Below are 17327 nucleotides of genomic sequence, written 5' to 3' on the forward strand. Positions count from 1 at the left end.
CGCCGGTCAGAAGCCGAGGCGACGCAGCTGCTTGGGGTCGCGCTGCCAGTCCTTGGCGACCTTGACGTGCAGGTGGAGGTAGATCTTGCTGCCGAGCAGCGCCGCGATCTGACGCCGCGCCGACGCACCGACGGTGCGCAGCCGCTCCCCCTTGTGCCCGAGGACGATGCCCTTCTGGCTGTCCCGCTCCACGTAGAGGTTCGCGTACACGTCCAGCAGGTCGTCGCGGTCCTCGCGGGCGACGATCTCCTCCACCAACACCGCGATCGAGTGCGGCAGCTCGTCGCGCACGCCCTCGAGGGCGGCCTCGCGGATCAGCTCGGCGATCAGCGTGGCCTCCGGCTCGTCGGTCAGCTCGCCGTCCGGGTAGAGCCGGGGGCCCTCGGGCAGGCGCGAGACCAGGACGTCGGCCAGTTGGTCGACCTGGAAGCCGTCCTGCGCGGAGACCGGCACCAGGTCGGCGAACTCCATCACGTCCTGCAGGGCGACCAGCTGCTCGGCGACCTGCTGACGGGAGGCCAGGTCGGTCTTGGTGACCACCCCGACGACCGGCGTGTGGTGGGAGAGCTTCACCAGCTCGGTCGCGATGAACCGGTCCCCAGGACCGATCTTCTCGTTGGCCGGCACGCAGAAGCCCACCACGTCCACTTCGGACCACGTGGCGCGGACGACGTCGTTGAGGCGCTGGCCGAGCAGGGTTCGCGGCCGGTGCAACCCCGGGGTGTCCACGATGATCAGTTGGGCGTCGTCGCGTTGGACGATGCCGCGGATCGCGTGCCGCGTGGTCTGCGGCTTGCTCGAGGTGATCGCGACCTTCGTGCCGACGAGTGCGTTGGTGAGCGTCGACTTTCCCGTGTTCGGCCGCCCGACGAAGCAGGCGAAGCCCGAGCGGTGCCGAACGTCCGGTGTGGTCATCAGACCATTGTCCCGGGCGGTCAGCGCACGGTGCCCGAGGGGTCGACGTGCAGGACCGGTGCCTCCGCGCTCAGGTCCGCCACCGCGGCCAGCGAGGCCGGGTCGAGCTTCTGCTCGTCGGTCACCACCACCGCCGCCTCCAGACCGGACACTCCGGAGGACACGGCGGCCGCCACCGCGGCCTGCAGGGCGGTCAGCGACAGCGAGGGCAGGTCGACCGTCGCGGCGGCGTAGGTCCGGCCGTCGAGGTCGCGCACCGCGGCACCCTCCACAGCACCGGTCCGCGCCCGCGCCGACCGGGCCAGCGTGACCAGCTTGGCGTCCTCGGGATCCAGCTCAGGCACGTTCCTCGCTCCTCTCCTGCTCGTCCTCGTTCTCGGCGACGGGTGCCGGCCGCACCCCGCGCACCACGACCGAGGTGATCCGCATCCGGCCCCGGCCGTCCTTGCCGCCCTCGGCTCGCATGCGCAGCCCGGCGATCTCCGCCTCGGTCCCCGGCAGCGGCACCCGGCCGAGGCGCTGGGCCAGCAGACCGCCGACCGTCTCCACGTCGTGGTCGTCCAGCTCGACGCCGAACAGCTCGCCGAGGTCCTCTACCGGCAGTCGCGAGCTGACCCGCACCGCCCCGTCCTCGAGGTGGTCGATCGGCGGGCGGTCCTCGGTGTCGGACTCGTCGGTGATCTCCCCGACGATCTCCTCCAGGATGTCCTCGATCGTGAGCAGGCCGGCCGTCCCGCCGTACTCGTCGACGGCAATCGCGAGGTGGTTGCGCGAGAGCTGCATCTCCCGCAGCAGGTCGTCGAGCCGTTTCGTGTCGGGCACGAACGTCGCGTCCCCCATCAGCTCGGCGACGCTGCGCTGGAGCTCGCCCCGGCCCGGCGCCTCCATCGCCGCCCGGACCAGGTCCTTGAGGTTGACCACGCCGACGATCTCGTCGACCGACTCCCCGATCACCGGAAGCCGGGTGTACCCGGTGCGCAGCGAGAGGGCGAGAGCCTGGCGGACCGACTTGGTCTGCTCGATCCAGACCATCTCGGTGCGCGGCACCATCACCTCCCGGGCGATCGTGCCCCGCAGCTCGAACACCGAGTGGATCATCTCGCGCTCGTCCTCGTCGACGACGCCGCTCTCCTGCGCCATGTCGACCAGCTCGCGCAGCTCCACCTCCGAGGAGAACGGCCCCTGCCGAAAACCCCGCCCCGGGGTGATCGCGTTACCGACCACGATCAGCAGCCGCGAGAGCGGGCCGAGCACGGACCCGAGCACGCGCACCGGCCCGGCCGCGATCAGCCCGACCGCGTACGGGTGCTGCCGGCCGAGCGTCCTCGGGCCGACGCCGACCAGGACGTAGGACACCACCAGCATGCCGACCGCGGCGACCAGCCCGGCCAGCCAGCCGCGTTCGATCAGGTCCATGCAGGCGACGGTGACCAGCACGGTAGCCGCCAGCTCGCAGCTCAACCGCAGCAGCAGGAGCAGGTTGATGTGCCGGGGGCGGTCGGACACGACGGCGATGAGCTGCCGGGCGCCCGCCCGTCCGGCGCGCACCAACCCCTCGACGCGGGCCCTGGACACCGCGGACAGCGCCGCGTCGGCGCAGCCGAACAACCCGGCGGCCACGACCAGCAGCACCGCGAGCACCAGTAACCCGGCCGTGTCGGACACGTCTCCCCCGTGGCGCTACTCGGCCGGGTCGTCCGACCGGCTGGTGGAGTCCGGCCCGGTGAGGCCGACGGCACCCAGCAGCTTGTCGTCCTCCCGGCGCTGGGCCGCGCGTCGCGCCGCGGCGGCCTGCTCGGCCTTGAAGTCGGCGAGGATCCGCTTCTGGAGCGTGAACATCTCCCGCTCCTCGGCAGGCTCGGCGTGGTCGTAGCCGAGCAGGTGGAGCACGCCGTGCACGGTGAGCAGGTGCAGCTCGTCCATCAGGCTGTGGCCGGCCTTGTTGGCCTGGTCGCCGGCGAACCTCGGGCACAGCACCAGGTCGCCGAGCAGCGTCGGCCCCGGGTCGGGGGCGTCGGGCCGGCGGGCCGAGTCGAGCTCGTCCATGGGGAAGGCCATGACGTCGGTCGGGCCGGGCAGGTCGAGGTAGCGCTCGTGCAGGTCGGCCATCACCTCGAGGCCGACGAGCATCACCGACAGCTCGGCCAGACGGCTGACCCGCATCCGGTCCAGCGCGAACCGCGCCGCCGCCACGATCGACGGCTCGTCAACCGCCATGCCGGACTCGTTGGCGATCTCGATGCTCACGGTCGTCAGCGCCCCCGCCGGGCCTGTCCGCGCGGCCCCTGGTGCCGCACGGGCTCCTGGGCGTCCTGGGTGGCCTGCCACCGGTCGTAGGCGTCGACGATGTCGCCGACCAGCTTGTGCCGCACCACGTCGTGGCTGGTCAGGTTGGAGAAGTGAACGTCGTCGACGCCGCCGAGGATGTCCTGGACGATCCGCAGGCCGCTCTGCTGCCCGCCGGGCAGGTCGACCTGGGTCACGTCGCCGGTGACGACGATCTTGGCGCCGAACCCGAGGCGGGTGAGGAACATCTTCATCTGCTCGGGCGAGGTGTTCTGCGCCTCGTCCAGGATGATGAACGCGTCGTTGAGCGTGCGCCCGCGCATGTAGGCCAGCGGCGCGACCTCGATCGTGCCGGCCTGCATGAGCCGCGGGATCGAGTCGGGGTCGACCATGTCGTGCAACGCGTCGTACAGCGGCCGCAGGTAGGGGTCGATCTTCTCGTAGAGCGTCCCGGGCAGGAAGCCCAGCCGCTCCCCCGCCTCCACGGCCGGGCGGGTGAGGATGATCCGGTTGACCTGCTTGGCCTGCAGCGCCTGCACGGCCTTGGCCATCGCCAGGTAGGTCTTGCCGGTACCGGCCGGGCCGATGCAGAAGACCACCGTGTGCTGGTCGATCGCGTCCACGTAGCGCTTCTGGTTGAGCGTCTTGGGACGGATCGTGCGGCCGCGGCGGGAGACGATGTCGAGGCTGAGCACCTCGGCCGGGGACTCGGTGGCACCGGCGGAGAGCATGGCCACCGTGCGGCGGACCGCGTCCGGGCCAAGCTGCTGCCCCTTGCGGGCCAGCGTCACGAGCTCGGCGAACACCCGCTCGGCGAAGGCCACGTCGGCCGGCTCACCCGAGAGGGTGACCTCGTTGCCGCGGACGTGGATGTCGGCGTCGAGGATGTCCTCGGCCACGCGCAGGTTCTCGTCGCGTGAACCGAGCAGGGCGAGGACCGCCTCGTCGGGCACGACGAACCGCGACTGGGCCGGCGTGTCGAGCGTGCCCGCCTCGGCGGGGACGGTGGTGGACTGGGCAGAAGTCTGGGGCGTGCCGCCCCGTGCGGTACCGGTCACGTGCTCTCGGTCCTGCCTTCTGCGCTCTGGCGCCCACTCGTCGGTGCTCGTCTGGCAGCAATGCTAGTCGCACGTGCCGACCTCCCGCATCGACGTTGCCGTCCGGCCCGCCGCCGAGCAGGTCCGGCTCAGCGCGTCGGGCGCCCGAACATGCCGAGCGGCTCACCACCCAGGACGTGCAGGTGGGCGTGGAACACGGTCCGCCCCGCGTGCTCGCCGGTGTTGAAGACGAAGCGGTAGCCGGGGCCGTCGATGCCCTCGAGCCTGGCCACCTCGGCGCCGGTCGCGACCACGTCGGCCAGCAGGTCCGGGTCTGCCGCACCGAGGGCGACGACGTCCTCGTGGTGCTCCTTGGGCACGACCAGCACGTGCACGGCGGCCTGCGGGTTGATGTCCCGGAAGGCGAGGGTCGTCTCGGTCTCGTGCACGGCGGTCGACGGGATCTCCCCCGCCACGATCCGGCAGAACAGGCAGTCCGACATGCGTGCAGGCTAGGGCACGTCCTCGCCGCTGGGGAGATCGTCGCGGTCGGCCCACTCGAGCAGTTCGTCGAGCGAGTAGACGGCCTCGTCGATCCCCTCGTGCAGATCGCCCAGCTCGGCGAAGCGCGCGGGGACGGTCGCGATGGTGAACTCCCGCGGGTCGACGTCGGCGAGCTCGTCCCAGCGGATAGGTGTCGACACCCTGGCCTCGGGCACGCCGATCACCGAGTAGGCGCTGCGGATCGTGTGGTCGCGGGTGTTCTGGTTGTAGTCGACGAACACCGCCCGGGGATCGCGCTCCCGGCGCCACCAGGTGAGGTCGACGAGGTCGCCGGCCCGCCGCTCCACCTCCCGCGCGAACGCGTGCGCCGCCCGCCGCACGTCGGCGAACCCCCACCGCGGCTCGATCCGGACATAGATGTGCAGGCCGCTCCCGCCGGAGGTCTTGGGCCAGCCGACCGCACCCAGCTCGTCGAGCACCTCCCTGGCAACACCGGCGACCTCACGAACCCGGTCGAAGGAGCAGTCCGGCATGGGGTCGAGGTCGATGCGCCACTCGTCGGGCTTCTCGGTGTCCGCCCGGCGCGAGTTCCACGGGTGGAACTCCACACACGACATCTGGGTCGCCCAGATGACGCTGGCGAGTTCGGTGACGCACAGCTCGTGGGCGTGCCGGCCGTAGCGGGGGAAGTCCACCCGCACGGTCTCCACCCACGGCGGCGCCCCGCGCGGCAGCCGTTTCTGGTGCACCTTCTCGCCGTCGACGCCGTCGGGGAACCGGTGCATCATGCACGGCCGCTCGCGCAGCGCGCGCACGATGCCCTCACCCACCGACAGGTAGTACCGCGCGAGGTCGAGCTTGGTCTCTCCGCGCGCGGAGAAGTAGACCCGGCCGGGGTTGGTGATGCGGACGACCCGGTCGCCCACCTCGAGCTCCTCGTAGGGAGCGGACTTCGCCGCCACGGGGCAACCGTACTGGCGAGTGGAGGTGTTCGGGTGGCGAAAGAAAGGATGCCGCGTTGCGGTGAAGCCTGGGGGTCGCTCCACCGCAACGCGGCGCCGCCGGACCGAGGGGGGAGGTGTCCGGCGGTAGTCACATGCACAGCACGGGGAAGAACATGGCCCCCAAAACCGTGCAATGCAAAGCGTAGACCGTCGCGCACGCTCAGCGCCAGCGTGGAGTCAGTACTCCTAGCGCGGCTGTAGCGGCGGCCCCTGCGGTGGAGGCACGCAACACGGTCGGTCCGAGCTTCACCAGCCGCGCTCCCGCGGCCACGAGCGCGTCCGTCTCCCGGTCGGAGACCCCGCCCTCGGGACCGACCACGATCACCACGTCTCCCTGTTCCGGCAAGGAGATCCCGGCCAACCCCACCGGCGCGCGGGAGTCCAGCAGCAGCGCGCACGCGGCCTCGCCGACCAGTGCGGCGAGGCCGGCCGTGGTCACCGGCTCGGCCACCTCCGGCACCCTGGCGCGGCGGGACTGCTTGGCCGCCTCGCGTGCCGTGCTTCGCCACCGTGCCAACGCTTTCTCCCCGCGCGGTCCGTCCTCCCACCGCGCGACGCACCGCTCGGCACGCCAGGGCACGACCGCGTCCACGCCGCACTCGGTGGCGAGCTCGACCGCGAGCTCACCGCGGTCGCCCTTGACCAGCGCCTGGGCCAGGACCACCCGCGGGGCGGGCTCCGGCTCCAGCCAACGCCGGGAGACGCTCACCGTGAGCGCGGTCCTGCCCTCCACCGACTCCACGACGCAGGCCGCCGCGCCGCCCCGGCCGTCCGCGAGGACCAACGCCTCCCCCGGCCCGAGCCGGCGCACCCCGGCCGCGTGCCGGCCCTCGGGCCCGTCGAGCACGAACGAGGACCCCGTGGGCAGCTCGGGGACGAGGAACAGCGGAGCGGTCAACGGTGCCGGGCGCGCAGCCGGGAGAAGATCCCGCCCGCGCGGCCGTTTGACGACGCGATGACGTGGTCCTCCTCGCCGCGCAGGCTCGCGAGCTCCCGCAGCAGCTCGGTCTGCCGCGCGTCGAGCTTGGTTGGGACGTCCACCTCCACGTGCACGTGCAGGTCGCCGCGACCGTCGACGCGACCGGAGGAGCGCAGCCGGGGCAGGCCGTGTCCGGTCAGCACGAGCTCGGTCCCGGGCTGCGTGCCCGGCTCCAGCTCGAGCTCGACCGTCTCGTCGAGGGTCTCCAACGGCACGAGCGAGCCCAGGGCCGCCGTGGTCATCGGTATCCGGATCGTGCAGTGCAGGTCGGCCCCGTTGCGCTCGAACGTGGGGTGCGGCCGCTCGACGACCTCGACGTAGAGGTCGCCCGCGGGGCCGCCACCCGGCCCGACCTCACCCTGGCCGGACAGCCGCACCCGCATGCCGTCGGCCACGCCCGGGGGCACCTTCGCGGTGATCGTGCGCCGGGCGCGGACCCGGCCGTCGCCGCCGCACTGCCGGCACGGGTCGGGGATGACCTCGCCGACACCGCGGCAGACCGGGCACGCCCTGGCCGTGACGACCTGGCCGAGGAAGGACCGCTGGACCGACTGGATCTCGCCGCGCCCGGAGCAGGTGTCGCACACCTTCGGCGAGCTGCCCTCAGCGCACCCGGAGCCGCGGCAGACGTCGCAGAGCACGGCGGTGTCGACGGTCAGCTCGCGGCTGACGCCGGTGTTGCACTCCTCCAGCGACAGCTCGATGCGGATCAGCGCGTCGGAGCCCGGCTGGACGCGGCTGCGCGGTCCGCGGCCCCCGCCCGCGCCGCCGCCGCCGAAGAAGGCGTCCATGATGTCGCCGAGGCCGAACCCGGCGAACGGGTCCCGGCCGGCCCCGCCGTTGCCCAACGGGTCGCCGCCCCGGTCGACGACCGCACGCTTCTGCGGGTCGGAGAGCACCTCGTAGGCGGCGGTCACCTCGCGGAACTTCTCCTGCGCTGACTCGTCCGGGTTGACGTCCGGGTGCAGCTCCCGCGCGAGCTTGCGGTACGCGCGCTTGATCTCCTCGGATGTCGCGTCGCGTCGCACCCCGAGAGTGCCGTAGTAGTCCCTCGCCACCGTTGTCCCGTCCTCCTGCCCCGGTGCGCCGTGCACCTGGGGTTCGCGTCAGTGCCTGTGTTCGTTTCGGTCCCGGTCGTCCCAGCCCCGCCTCATCGCCCGGCCAGGATGTCTCCCACGTAGTTGGCGACGGCCCGGACCGCCGCGATCGTGCCCGGGTAGTCCATGCGCGTGGGCCCGACCACACCCATTCCGCCGAGCAGCGTCTGGTGCGCGCCGTAGCCGATCGAGACGACCGAGGTGCTGCGCATCTCCTCGGCCTCGTTCTCCTCGCCGATCCGCACCGTGACGGTGCCCGGCGACCCGGCGGCGGCGAACAGCTTGAGCACGACGACCTGCTCCTCGAGCGCCTCGAGGACCTGGCGGAGCGACCCGGGGAAGTCGGCGGCGTTACGGGTGAGGTTGGCCGTACCGCCGAGGACGAGCCGCTCCTCGGGGTGCTCGACCAGCGTCTCGATCAGGACTGTCGACACCCTGGTCATCACGTCCCGCAGCTCGGCCGGCGCCTCCTCCAGCAGCTCGCTCACCTTGGCCGCGGCGTCGGTCACCCGGTGGTCGACCAGGGTGGAGTTCAGCATCGTGCGCAGCCGGGCGACGGCGTCGTCGGTGATCACGTCGCCGAGCTCGATCATCCGCTGGTCCACCCGCCCGTTGTCGGTGATCAGCACCAGCATCAGCCGGGCCGGCGTGAGCTGCACCAGCTCGATGTGCCGGACCAGGGAGTGGGTCAGCGTCGGGTACTGGATGACCGCGACCTGGCGGGTGAGCTGGGCGAGCATCCGGACGCTGCGCCGCAGGACGTCGTCCAGGTCGATCGCGCCGTCGAGGAAGCTGGCGATGGCCCTGCGCTCGGCCGCGGACAGCGGCTTGACGTCGGAGAGCCGGTCGACGAACAGCCGGTAGCCCTTGTCGGTCGGGATGCGGCCCGCGCTGGTGTGCGGCTGGGCGATGTAGCCGTCCTCCTCCAGGGAGGCCATGTCGTTGCGGACCGTGGCGCTCGAGACGCCCAGGTTGTGCCGCTCGACGATCGCCTTGGACGCCACCGGCTCCTGGTTCGAGACGTAGTCCGCCACGATCGCGCGGAGCACCGCGAACCGCCGTTCCTCCGTGCTGGCCACCCTGTCACCTCCCGTCCTCACCACAAGTTTACGGACGTGCGCGCACTCGCCGGTCGAACCGGTCACGAGCGGCGTCCCCGCGGGGTGTGCTGAGCGCGCGGGGCTCAACCAAGTAGAGCACGGCGGCGAGGAGAACGCGTTTGCGCACCGTGCGAGAATCGGACCGTCCCGGAGAGCTTCGGCGTGGAGGATTCGGCGTGTTCAGCCATCGGCCCTACTGATCGTCCCGTGCCGACCACGACCACATCCGAAGCTAGGACTCGCCGTGAAGATGGACAACAGCCCGGCCAGGGGCACCCGTGACCTGCTCCCGGACGCGGTGGCCACCCGCGACCGCGTCCTCGGGCTGATCCAGGAGATCTACCGGCGCTTCGGCTACCAGCGCATCGAGACCCCGGCACTCGAACGCATCGAGCGGCTCACCGGGGGCCAGGGCGGGGAGAACGAGAAGCTGCTGTTCCGCGTCCTGCGCCGTGGCCTGGACGAGCAACTCCCGGCGGGACCGCTCGCCGACCTGGTGGACCTGGGCCTGCGCTACGACCTGACCGTGCCGCTCACCCGGTTCTACAGCCAGTACCGCGCCGAGCTGCCCCAGCCGTTCCGCTCGTTCCAGTTCGGGCCGGTCTGGCGGGCGGAGCGCCCGCAGAAGGGCCGCTACCGGCAGTTCTACCAGTGCGACATCGACCTGCTCGGCGAGCCGAGCGTGCTCGCCGAGGCCGAGCTGATCGAGGCGACCACCGCCGCGCTGGCCGCGGTCGGGCTCACCGGCACGACGGTCCGGCTGTCCGACCGGCGCTTCCTGGCCGCGCTCGCCGGCGCCGCCGGGGTGCCGGCGGAGGCCAGGGCGGGCTTCTTCGTCACCGTCGACAAGCTCGACAAGATCGGCTGGGAGGGCGTGTCGGCGGAGCTGGTGGCGGCGCGGGGGCTGCCGGTGGAGGTGGTGGCGTCGGCCCGGGACAAGATCGGCTCCCTGACCGACCTGCCCGCCGACAAGGTCGCCGACGTGCTCGCCGAGGTCGTGCCGACGCTGCCCGAGGAGGTCGCCCAGGACCTGGCGACCACGGCGCGGTCCCTGGCCGAGCTCCCCGAGGTGCGCTGGTCGTTCGACCCCACGCTCGTGCGCGGGATGGGGTACTACACCGGGCAGATCTTCGAGATCTCGCACCCGGGGTCGGCCGGCTCGATCGCCGGCGGTGGCCGCTACGACGAGCTCGTCGGCCGCTCGCTGGGCACGGAGGTGCCGGCCTGCGGCTTCTCGATCGGCTTCGAGCGGATCGTGGACCTGGTCACCCCGGCACCGCCGGCCGAGCAGCTCGCGGTGCTGTTCGAGGCCGGCGTCCCGGTGCCGACGGCGCTCGCGGTCGCCCGGCGGCTGCGCGCGGAGCGGGGTGCGGTGGTGTCGACCGTGCGGCGCAGCGGTAAGTTCCCCGCCCAGCTCGCCCGGCTGGAGGGCTGGGGCTTCACCGGCTTCGTGTCGGTGAAGGCCGAGCAGGACCTCACCGAGCTGCCGGACGTGCGCCAGCTCCGCGGCGACCAGGAGGCCCAGTGACCGAGCACGTGAGTACCGACGAGGAGCTGACCAGGACCTTCCGCGAGCTGGACCTGAACCAGGACGGTCAGATCAGCGAGCAGGAGTTCGTCTCCGCCATGTCCGCGCGCGGCGAGGAGATCACCGACGCGGAGCTCCGGTCGATCTTCGCCGACGCGGACGCCGACGGGGACGGCCGGATCTCGTTCGCGGAGTTCACCGCGGCGTGGAACCGGGCCGGCTAGCCTTCTGCTGGTCGCGCCGGGCCTCGACCTTCTTGTAGCTCCAGATCAGCAGCGCGAACAGGATGACGCTGGACACGATCAGGCTCGACCCCGTGCTCCAGCCGGCGAACGGCAGCCAGGGAAAGAGCCTGATCCCCCAGATCACCCCGGCCGCGAGCAGGCCGAGGCCGGCCAGCACCGAGCCGGCGATGCGCAGCGGCGAGGACACGCTGTCCTCGGCCGCCTTCATCGCCCGGTCGCGCACCGGGTCGACGTACTTCTCCAACGCCGGGAACTCCGAGGCGAGGATGAGCAGACCTGCCAGCACCAGCAGCAGGCCCGGTCCGGGCAGCACGAGCAGTGCCACCCCGATCAACATCACCACGCCGCCGACGATCGACAGCGTCACACGTTTCACTTGGTCCTTGGCGGGCATAGTGCCCATAATCCTGGCCTGCGCGGGGCGATCTCGCCCAACGGCTACACGCGGACCGGCACGCTGGCCGCGCCCCGCAGGTTGAGCCGACCGTTCCAGGTGACCTCGCCGTCCAGCGCCAGGGACGGGAACCGCGAGACCAGCCGGCCGATCGCGACCCTGCCCTCCAGCCTGGCCAGAGCCGCGCCGAGGCAGTGGTGGTGCCCGGCGCCGAACGACACGTGCCGGTGCGCGTCGGCGCGCTCGATGTCGACGGTGTCGGCGGTCGGTCCCCAGTACCGCTCGTCCCGGTTGGCCGAGCCGAGGCACGCGATGACGAACGCACCGGCCGGGATCTCCCGGTCGGCCAGCACGTGGGGCGCGGTGGTGATCCGGCGGGTCTGCTGTACCGGACTGTCGTAGCGCAGGAGCTCCTCGACGGCGTTGCCGGCGAGCTCGGGCCGCGCCCGCAGCAGCTCGAGCTGCGCGGGGTTGCGCAGCAGCGCGACGGTCCCGTTGGAGATCAGGTTCACCGTGGTCTCGTGCCCGGCGATGTAGAGCAGCAGCACCTGGGCGACGAGCTCGTCGTCGCTGAGCTTGTCGCCGTCCTGCTCGGCCTGGATCAGCGCGGTGAGCAGGTCGTCGGCCGGGTTGGCCCGCTTCCAGGCGATGATCTCCCGCGTCATCCCGGACAGGGCCACCTCGGCCTCGCGGATGGCCGCCAGCACCTCCGGGTCGGTGACGACCTCAAGCGAGCGCACGAGCGTGCCGCTCAGCTCCCGCAGGCGCACGTGGTCGGTCGGCGGGGTGCCGAGCATCGTGGAGATGACCGCGAACGGCAGCGGGAACGCCAGCTCCTCGACCAGGTCGACCGAGCCGCCGTCGGCGATGCGGTCGAGCGACTCGTCGACCAGCCGCGTGACCATCGGCTCCAGGGCCGCGACCGCACGCTGGGTGAACACCTTGGTGACCAGCGAGCGCAGCCGGGTGTGGTCGGGTGGGTCGCGGTCGAGCATGGACAGCGACAGGGCGCCGGCGCGGTCGCCGGCGATGGCCCGGGCCTGGTCCAGCAGCGGGCCCTCGGCGAGATGGCGGTCCTCGACGGAGAGCCCGGCCCGCAGCAGCTGCGTCACATCCGCGTAGTGGGAGACGAACCAGAAACCGAGGGGGTGCTCCTGGACCCGCTCGGCGTCCCGCACCTCGCGGTAGTGCGCGTACGGGTCGCCGAAGAACCCCTCGACGGTCGGGTTGAACACGAGAGTGTCGGTCACCGTTCCTCCCCCTCACATACACCGTGTAGGTAACATACAGACCGTATGTCGTACACTTCGCGCATGTCAACGGTGAAGAGCCGGCGCGACCAGTTCTCTGAGGCCACCCGGGCCGCGCTGCTGGACGCCGCCACCCGGCGGTTCGCGAGTCTGGGCTTCGCCGGCACCTCGCTGGAGGACGTGGCGGCCGACATCCAGGCCACCCGGGGCGCGGTGTACCACCACTTCTCGAGCAAGAAGGCGTTGTTCCAGGCGGTCTTCGAGCGGCTGGAGAACGAGGCCGTGGAGCGCGCGGCGAGGGCGGGAGCCCGGGGCGCGGACCCGTGGCAGGCCGCGCTGCTGGCCCTCGAGGAGTTCCTCACCCACTGCTGCGAGCCGGTGTACGGCCGGGTGGTGTGGCAGGAGGGCCCGCTCGCGCTCGGCTGGTCGGGCTGGCTGGAGGCGGAGCAGAAGTACGCCTACGGGCTGGTCGAGAACTACGTCCGCGCCCTGCTGGCCGACGGCTCCCTGGCCCCCGTCCCACTGGAGCCGACGACCCAACTGGCCTTCGGCCTCCTCGGCGCCGCCGGCCAGGCCCTGGCCGCCGCGCCTCCCGAGGAACGCCCCCGCCTGAGGACCGAGTACCGCGACGTGATCGCGAGAATGCTGGTGGGGTTGCGGGCCGAGGAGCGGGAGCGACGGAGCGGACACCGTCTGGACTGAGGAGCGCCCGCAGGCGCGCCAGCGCCGAGGACGCGACGAGGGAAGACGGTGTCTTAGCGCAGTCGCGGGAGCGACCATCAAATACAGCCAGAATTCACGTCAGGCGGCGGACTACTGCGTCGGCTAGTAGGCGGCCCCGTGGGGTGAGTACGCAGCGGCCGAACCGGCCGTTGACGCCTTCCAGCGCCGCCGCGTCCAACAAGCCCTCGGCCGCCGCGCGGGTGGCTTCCCTTCTCGCCTCGGGCTCCAGCGCGTCCACCACCAGCCCGTCGACCAGACGCAGCTCGAGCATGACCCGCTCCAGGTGACGCTCCTCCTCGGACAGGACCTCGCGCGCCGCCGCGGGGGACCGCCCCTCCGCCAGCGCCTCGCTGTACCTGGCCGGGTGTCGCACGTTCCACCAGCGCACGCCCCCGACATGGCTGTGCGCCCCGGGCCCCACGCCCCACCAGTCGGCCCCACGCCAGTAGCCGAGGTTGTGCCGGCACCACGCTGCCAGGCCCGCCGCCCAGTTGGACACTTCGTACCAGTGCAGCCCGGCCGCCGAGAGGGCCGCGTCCACCTGCTCGTAGCGCTGGGCCAGCACATCGTCCGCCGGCGCCGGCAGCTCGCCGCGGGACACCCGGCGGGCCAGCGCGGTGCCCTCCTCGACGATCAGCGCGTACGCCGAGACGTGGTCCACCCCGGCCTCGAGCACCGCCGCCAGCGACGCGGCCAGGTCCTCCTCGCGCTCCCCCGGCGTGCCGTAGATCAGGTCCAGGTTCACGTGCTCGAAACCCGCCGCCGCGGCCTCCCGGGCGGCGGCCACGGCGCGGCCGGGGGTGTGGGTGCGGTCGAGCACCGCCAGGACGTGCGAAGCGGCCGACTGCATGCCGAGCGAGACCCGGGTGAAGCCCGCCTCCCGGATCCCGGCGAAGAACGCCGGCGAGGTCGACTCGGGGTTGGACTCGGTGGTCACCTCGGCGTCCGGGGCGAGGCCGACGCCGGCCCGTACCGCGTCCAGGACGTCGGCCAGGCCCTTCTCGCCGAGCAGTGACGGGGTGCCGCCGCCCACGAAGACCGTGTCGGCCGGCGGCGGGTCGCCCAGCACGCGCGCGGCCAGCTCCAGCTCGCGCCGCACCCCGTCGAGCCAGGACCGCGGGGACGCCGGCGAGGTCGCGAGCTCGGCGGCGGTATAGGTGTTGAAGTCGCAGTACCCGCAGCGGGTGGCGCAGAACGGCACGTGCACGTAGACGCCGAACGGTCGGCGTCCGAGGCCGCGCAGGGCGGACTCGGGCAACGTGCCGTCGGGAGGCGCGGCGTCGCCGTCGGGGAGCGCGGATGGCACTCCCCCATCCTCCACGCCGCCTCAGCGGAAGACGAGCAGGGTCACCACGGTCGCGCCGGCGGCGATCACCAGGAACGCGATCCCGAAGACGGGTGCCCGGCGGAACCACGGGGTGTGGCGGTCGAGCGCGACCCGGCCGGGGCCGGTGAACAGCAGCGTGAACGCCGCCGCGGCGAACATCAGCTCCAACTCGACGCCGCCGAGGAACACCTCCCGGTCCCAGGTGATCGCGATGACGTTGGCCATCACGCCGAGCACCGCGGCCGCACCGGCCGGGGTGAACAGGCCGAGCACCAGCAGCGCCCCACCGGCGGTCTCGCTCACCGCGAGGACCCAGGCCAGGATCTTGGGCTCGGTGAAGCCGAACTGGGTGAGCATCTGCTCGGTGGCACCCATGCCCAGGTCGGTGAACCAGCCGAACAGCTTGTCCAGGCCGTGCGCGACGAACGCCCCACCCAACACGAGCCGCAGCACGAGCAGGCCGACGTCCAGCCCGCCGTGCCACTGGGGCGAGCGGCGGGCCAGCTCCGCCTCGAAACCCGATCCGTACTGGTCATCACCGTCGTCGTAGCTCTGGGTGCCGCCCGGCGTGGCGGTCGAGGAGCTGGTGTAGCCGGCGTCGTCGAACATCGAGGTGTTCGAGCCGCTCGAGGACGGGCGGCCGTAGCCGGAGAGGTCCTCGGTGTCGGCGTTGTAGAAGCTGCCGTCCGAGTAGCCACCCGTGGTGCGCGGGCGGTCGTCGTCAGTAGTCACCCAGCGGAGACTAGTACGCGCCGTGGACGAGGTTCTCCGGCTCCTCGCCCGCGGCGAACCGGGCGACCTCGGCGGCCACGACCGCGTAGGCCCGCCGGGAGTAGTCGTGCACGCTGCCCGCCACGTGCGGGGTCAGCAGCAGCCCCGGCGCGGTCCACAGCGGGTGGTCGGGCGGCAGCGGCTCGGGTTCGGTGACGTCCAGCGCGGCCCGCAGGCGCCCGCTCCGCAGCTCGGCGACCAGCGCGTCGGTGTGCACGACCTTGCCGCGGGCGGCGTTGACCAGCACCGCCCCGTCCGGCATGCGGGCCAGGAACCGAGCGTCGACCAGCCCCGTGGTCGCCTCGGTGAGCGGCACCATGAGCACGACGGCGTCGTGCTCGCCCAGCAGATCGGGCACCTCGTCGATGCCGTGGATCTCGACACCGTCGGCGTCGCGCCGAGCTCGGCTGCCGACCAGCGTCGCCGTCGCGTCGCACGCCTCGAGCCGGCGCCGCATCCGCTGGCCGAGGTCGCCCGCGCCGAGCACGAGGACCCGCTTGTCCTGGAGGGTGTCGGTGGGCCGGCGGGTCCAGTTCCGGTCCACCCGCGCCCGCTCGAACGGGATCAGCTCGCGGTAGATCGCGATCAGCGCGCCCAGGGCCCACTCCGCCGTGCTCCCGCCGTGCGCGCCCCGTGCCGTGGACAGCAGGACGTGCTCGGGGATGCGACCGACCCAGTTCTCGGCGCCGGTGGTGAGGAGCTGGATCAGCCGCAGGCTCGGCAGCTGCTCGACGTAGACGGCCGGATCGGTCTCGGCGAGGAAGCTCGGCACGAGCACCTCGGCGTCCCCGGGCAGCGGTGCCCCGGGGTCGTACCGGACCACGGTGATGTTGCCAACACCCGCGAGCGCGGCGACGCCCTGCTCGTCGGGCACCAGGACAGTGATCGTCACGGTTGCCCAGCCTCTCACGGGAGGTTCACCCCAGCTCACCTAGCTTGGCAGCCATGGCACGCAGGTGGCGGGGGCTGGTGGCCGGGCTGGCGGTAGGCGGGGTGCTGGCCGCCTCCGGGTGCGCCACGTTCACCGACCAGCCGAAGGACTGGCGGCCGCAGGACCAGGTGACGCCGCAGGCGGCTCCGGAGCCGAACGGACCCGGCGGCGGGACCTCCGGCGGGGGCGGGGAGCAGCGGCCGCGTCCCTCGGAGATCCCGCCCCCCGACGGGTGCACGGACTTCGACCCCGCGGTCATCGCCACCTGCCTGGACAAGGTCACCGCGGTGGCGGCCCTGCCGGGGGACGGCAGCGACCCGACGGCCATCGTGGGTGAGCGCACCACCGGCCGGATCCTGCGGGTGAAGAAGGACACCGAGCCCCAGGTGCTGGCGACGATCCCGGTGAACCCGGCCGGCGACGGCGGCCTGACCGGCCTCGCCCTCTCCCCCACCTACAGCGAGGACCAGCTGCTCTTCGCCTACATCACCACGCCGACCGACAACCGCCTGGTGCGCATCGCGCCGGGCGACACCCCCAAGCCGGTGATCACCGGCATCCCGCGCGGCGCTACCGGCAACCGCGGCGCGCTGACCTCGGACCGCCGCGGTGCCTTGCTGCTGGCCACCGGTGACGCCGGCAACCCGGCGCTCGCGGGGAACCCACGGTCGCAGGCCGGCAAGGTGCTGCGGGTGGACGCCGCCGGCGCACCGGCCCCGGGCAACCCGACGGCGGGCTCGCCGGTCGTGTCCGGCGGGCTGCGCTCCCCCGGCGGGATCTGTGCGAGCCCGGACGGGTCGATGGTCTGGGTGACCGACCGCGGGGCCGACCGGGATCTGCTCTACCGGCTCCAGCCCGGCAAGCCGCTCCGCACCGCGGCGTGGAGCTGGCCCGACCGGCCCGGGGTCGCCGGGTGCCTGGCGGTCCCCGGCGCCGTCTGGGTCGCGATGTCGAGGGCGGGCAACCTGCAGACGCTCCCGCTGGCCGACGACGGGTCCTTCAGCGGCAAGCCGGTGGTCAGCATGGCTGACGAGGAGGGCCTGGGGCTGCTCGGCGGGATGGACCTGGTCAACGAGCAGGTGGGGGTCCTCGGCACGGTCAACAAGGACGGGGGCAAGCCCGTGTCCAGCGACGACCGGGTGGTCACGCTCGTGCTGACCGGCGGTGGCGGCGGCGGTTCGGCGGACTGACCCGAACACGCACGCGTGTCCGTGTGCGTTCCGTGTGGCGCTCCTG

General features: G+C 72.6%; 19 protein-coding genes. 4 read left to right on the forward strand and 15 right to left on the reverse strand.

Features of this window, described 5'->3' with window-relative positions; all coding sequences use genetic code 11:
- Positions 1-6: 6 nt before the first annotated feature.
- The 10 genes from era to hrcA all read right to left on the reverse strand — a co-directional run bounded on the left by era (position 7) and on the right by hrcA (position 8901).
- Positions 7-915, reverse strand: coding sequence for a GTPase Era (gene era, locus BU204_RS04580; protein ID WP_075124263.1), 909 nt, complete (start codon positions 913-915; stop codon positions 7-9).
- A 20-nt stretch (positions 916-935) separates the two neighbouring features.
- On the reverse strand, positions 936-1259 hold the full coding sequence (locus tag BU204_RS04585; RefSeq protein WP_075124264.1) for a cytidine deaminase: 324 nt from the start codon (positions 1257-1259) through the stop codon (positions 936-938).
- Positions 1252-2580 carry a hemolysin family protein gene (locus BU204_RS04590; protein ID WP_075124265.1) on the reverse strand — a complete coding sequence of 443 codons (1329 nt, stop codon included), beginning with the start codon at positions 2578-2580 and terminating at the stop codon, positions 1252-1254. The genes BU204_RS04585 and BU204_RS04590 overlap by 8 nt, the downstream gene beginning before the upstream one ends.
- Before the next feature lie 15 nt (positions 2581-2595).
- Positions 2596-3162: an rRNA maturation RNase YbeY gene (ybeY, locus tag BU204_RS04595; RefSeq protein ID WP_075124266.1), complete on the reverse strand. Its 567-nt coding sequence runs from the start codon at positions 3160-3162 to the stop codon at positions 2596-2598.
- 5 nt (positions 3163-3167) lie between these two features.
- Positions 3168-4259 carry a PhoH family protein gene (locus BU204_RS04600; protein WP_075124267.1) on the reverse strand — a complete coding sequence of 364 codons (1092 nt, stop codon included), beginning with the start codon at positions 4257-4259 and terminating at the stop codon, positions 3168-3170.
- Positions 4260-4387: 128 nt separating this feature from the next.
- Complete coding sequence (locus tag BU204_RS04605) at positions 4388-4741, reverse strand: histidine triad nucleotide-binding protein (RefSeq protein WP_075124268.1); 354 nt, start codon at positions 4739-4741, stop codon at positions 4388-4390.
- A gap of 9 nt (positions 4742-4750) precedes the next feature.
- The gene (locus tag BU204_RS04610; protein WP_075124269.1) at positions 4751-5704 is read right to left on the reverse strand and encodes a DNA polymerase domain-containing protein; all 954 of its coding nucleotides are present in this window, start codon (positions 5702-5704) and stop codon (positions 4751-4753) included.
- Between the two features lie 202 nt (positions 5705-5906).
- Positions 5907-6644: a 16S rRNA (uracil(1498)-N(3))-methyltransferase gene (locus BU204_RS04615; protein ID WP_075124270.1), complete on the reverse strand. Its 738-nt coding sequence runs from the start codon at positions 6642-6644 to the stop codon at positions 5907-5909.
- Positions 6641-7783: a molecular chaperone DnaJ gene (gene dnaJ, locus BU204_RS04620; RefSeq protein ID WP_075124271.1), complete on the reverse strand. Its 1143-nt coding sequence runs from the start codon at positions 7781-7783 to the stop codon at positions 6641-6643. The genes BU204_RS04615 and dnaJ overlap by 4 nt, the downstream gene beginning before the upstream one ends.
- A gap of 92 nt (positions 7784-7875) precedes the next feature.
- The gene (gene hrcA, locus BU204_RS04625) at positions 7876-8901 is read right to left on the reverse strand and encodes a heat-inducible transcriptional repressor HrcA (protein WP_075124272.1); all 1026 of its coding nucleotides are present in this window, start codon (positions 8899-8901) and stop codon (positions 7876-7878) included.
- A 271-nt stretch (positions 8902-9172) separates the two neighbouring features.
- Between hrcA and hisS the strand changes: the two genes are divergently transcribed.
- Both hisS and BU204_RS04635 read left to right on the forward strand, forming a co-directional pair.
- Complete coding sequence (gene hisS, locus BU204_RS04630; protein ID WP_075124335.1) at positions 9173-10450, forward strand: histidine--tRNA ligase; 1278 nt, start codon at positions 9173-9175, stop codon at positions 10448-10450.
- Positions 10447-10674 (forward strand): EF-hand domain-containing protein, encoded by a 228-nt coding sequence (locus BU204_RS04635; RefSeq protein ID WP_158073396.1) that lies wholly within the window; start codon positions 10447-10449, stop codon positions 10672-10674. Before hisS ends, BU204_RS04635 begins: the two co-directional genes overlap by 4 nt.
- Here the strand turns inward: BU204_RS04635 and BU204_RS04640 are convergent.
- Entirely contained in the window at positions 10646-11089 is a 444-nt protein-coding gene (locus BU204_RS04640; protein WP_075124273.1) for a PGPGW domain-containing protein, read from the reverse strand. The two genes, BU204_RS04635 and BU204_RS04640, sit on opposite strands and share 29 nt — an antisense overlap.
- Positions 11090-11133: 44 nt before the next feature.
- Positions 11134-12339, reverse strand: coding sequence for a cytochrome P450 (locus tag BU204_RS04645; protein WP_075124274.1), 1206 nt, complete (start codon positions 12337-12339; stop codon positions 11134-11136).
- Between the two features lie 63 nt (positions 12340-12402).
- On the opposite strand from BU204_RS04645, the gene BU204_RS04650 reads away from it, so the two are divergent.
- A complete protein-coding gene (locus tag BU204_RS04650) occupies positions 12403-13041 on the forward strand; it encodes a TetR/AcrR family transcriptional regulator (RefSeq protein ID WP_083660990.1) in 639 nt (212 codons plus the stop codon).
- Positions 13042-13135: 94 nt separating this feature from the next.
- Here the strand turns inward: BU204_RS04650 and hemW are convergent, their stop codons facing one another.
- From hemW to BU204_RS04665, 3 genes are read right to left on the reverse strand one after another with little or no spacing between them, the layout of a single operon-like run.
- Positions 13136-14368 (reverse strand): radical SAM family heme chaperone HemW, encoded by a 1233-nt coding sequence (gene hemW, locus BU204_RS04655; protein WP_075124275.1) that lies wholly within the window; start codon positions 14366-14368, stop codon positions 13136-13138.
- Between the two features lie 21 nt (positions 14369-14389).
- On the reverse strand, positions 14390-15121 hold the full coding sequence (locus tag BU204_RS04660; protein WP_083660991.1) for a DoxX family protein: 732 nt from the start codon (positions 15119-15121) through the stop codon (positions 14390-14392).
- Between the two features lie 10 nt (positions 15122-15131).
- Entirely contained in the window at positions 15132-16052 is a 921-nt protein-coding gene (locus tag BU204_RS04665; RefSeq protein ID WP_075124276.1) for a 2-hydroxyacid dehydrogenase, read from the reverse strand.
- A 53-nt stretch (positions 16053-16105) separates the two neighbouring features.
- On the opposite strand from BU204_RS04665, the gene BU204_RS04670 reads away from it, so the two are divergent.
- On the forward strand, positions 16106-17281 hold the full coding sequence (locus BU204_RS04670; protein WP_075124277.1) for a PQQ-dependent sugar dehydrogenase: 1176 nt from the start codon (positions 16106-16108) through the stop codon (positions 17279-17281).
- Positions 17282-17327 lie beyond the last annotated feature (46 nt).

This window comes from Actinophytocola xanthii, from assembly GCF_001921205.1.
Lineage (GTDB): Bacteria > Actinomycetota > Actinomycetes > Mycobacteriales > Pseudonocardiaceae > Actinophytocola > Actinophytocola xanthii.

Excerpts from the sequence above, each read along its gene's own strand:
- era (WP_075124263.1), bottom strand. The coding sequence starts at position 915 with ATGACCACACCGGACGTTCGGCACCGCTCGGGCTTCGCCTGCTTCGTC.
- BU204_RS04605 (WP_075124268.1), bottom strand. The coding sequence starts at position 4,741 with ATGTCGGACTGCCTGTTCTGCCGGATCGTGGCGGGGGAGATCCCGTCG.
- hisS (WP_075124335.1), top strand. The coding sequence starts at position 9,173 with ATGGACAACAGCCCGGCCAGGGGCACCCGTGACCTGCTCCCGGACGCG.
- BU204_RS04640 (WP_075124273.1), bottom strand. The coding sequence starts at position 11,089 with ATGCCCGCCAAGGACCAAGTGAAACGTGTGACGCTGTCGATCGTCGGC.
- BU204_RS04650 (WP_083660990.1), top strand. The coding sequence starts at position 12,403 with ATGTCAACGGTGAAGAGCCGGCGCGACCAGTTCTCTGAGGCCACCCGG.
- BU204_RS04670 (WP_075124277.1), top strand. The coding sequence starts at position 16,106 with ATGGCACGCAGGTGGCGGGGGCTGGTGGCCGGGCTGGCGGTAGGCGGG.